This is a genomic window from Sphingobacterium haloxyli, assembly GCF_002980525.1.
GTDB classification, from domain to species: domain Bacteria; phylum Bacteroidota; class Bacteroidia; order Sphingobacteriales; family Sphingobacteriaceae; genus Sphingobacterium; species Sphingobacterium haloxyli.
Genome location: NZ_PVBQ01000041.1, coordinates 1 through 1,685 on the forward strand (window position 1 = coordinate 1; position 1,685 = coordinate 1,685).

A 1,685-nucleotide genomic window follows, 5' to 3' on the forward strand; every position below is an offset into this window, starting at 1 on the left:
AACGACCACGGTGGTTTTCAAGCGTAACCTGCAGCACCAGACCATGCTGCTCCCGCCCGATTTGGGGGAATTGATTGCTCCGGATCATCCCGTACGCATCTTAAACGAGGTTTTGGACAGGATAGACATCACCGAACTGCTCCGGCAGTACCGACCGGGCGGTACATCGAGTTACCATCCGCGCATGCTGCTCAAGGTGCTGGTGTATTCGTACATCAACAATGTGTACAGCAGCCGCAGGATCGAGGAGTGCGTTACCCAGAATATCCATTACATGTGGCTTGCCGGGATGAACCGCCCGGACCATAATACAATCAACCGTTTCCGGGGCAAGCGACTGCAGGGTTGCCTCAGGCCCATTTTCACCCAGGTCGTGCTGCTGCTGTGCGGGGAAGGGCTATTGAGCATAAGGGAACTTTACACCGATGGCACCAAGATCGAGGCGGCAGCGAACCGATACACCTTTGTCTGGGGCAATGCCATCAAACATAATAAGGAGAAGATCAAAACGCAACTGAACGAACTCTGGGAGTATGCCAAAGGCGTGGCTGCCTCGGAGCTCGATGATCCCGAGCCGCCCGGGGTGGGGCCCATTGACAGCGGAAAGGTCAGGGACACCATTGAAAAGATCAATAAAGCCCTTAGCAGCAACAAGGATAAGGTGGATAAAAAGGTCAGGCAAAAGCTGGGTTATGCCAAAAGACATTGGCCGGCCGCACTGGACCGTTATGCCAAACAGGAGGAGATTATCGGGGAAAAGCGCAAAAGTTGCAGCAAGACCGATCCTGAGGCCACTTTCATGCGGATGAAAGAAGACCATATGCGTAATGGACAGCTCAAACCAGCCTACAATGTACAGATCAGCACCAATAACCAATACATCGCATCATACAGCATCCACCAGAGCACAACCGACACCACCACACTGATCCCGCACCTTGAGCAGCATATGAAAGACTTCGGCAAACCGGCCAACATCACCGCCGATGCAGGGTATGGCAGCGAGGAAAACTACGAGTGGCTCCAGAGGAAACGTATCACCGGCTATGTCAAGCACAATTACTTCGACCGCGACCAGAATGAAAATATCCGTGGCAAAAAGCCCTACACCGTCGACAAACTGGCCTACGATCCCCTGCGGGACCTTTACCATTGCCCCAGTGGGGAGCCGATGGACAGGATCCGTACCCACCATGCCAAAACAGCGACCGGTTTCCCGCAGACCATCGCCAGTTACCAGGCACGGAACTGTGAGGGCTGTCCCATCAGGCCACAATGCCACCAGCAAAAGGTGAACCGGATCATACAGGTCAACCACAACCTGAACCGCCTGAAACAACTGGCCGAGAAAAAACTCAAAAGCAAACGGGGTGTCGAAAAACGGAAGCAGCGATGCTATGATGTCGAGCCGGTCTTCGGCAACATCAAGCATAATCACAACTTCAGACGGTTCATGCTCAGGGGGCTGGATAAAGTCAGTATCGAAATGGGATTGCTCGCATTGGCACACAACCTAAGAAAAAGGGCTTCCTAAACGCTCTTTTGCCTTATTATCCGGACACCGGCAGCTTACCCTGAAAACAGAACATGCCTTCCGGTCTTCCCAAAACCATTACAGAATCAGAAAAACAGAAAACCTTCGATAAAAATATTGGGAAACCTCCAAAAATGAAAAAGCCGCCTCA

Annotated in this window: 1 protein-coding gene; it reads left to right on the forward strand. The window is 52.2% G+C overall.

All coding sequences use genetic code 11. The annotated features are described in order from the left end of the window. On the forward strand, positions 1-1,534 hold a 1,534-nt coding region (locus C5745_RS19835), incomplete at its 5' end, for an IS1182 family transposase (protein ID WP_394342082.1). Positions 1,535-1,685 lie beyond the last annotated feature (151 nt).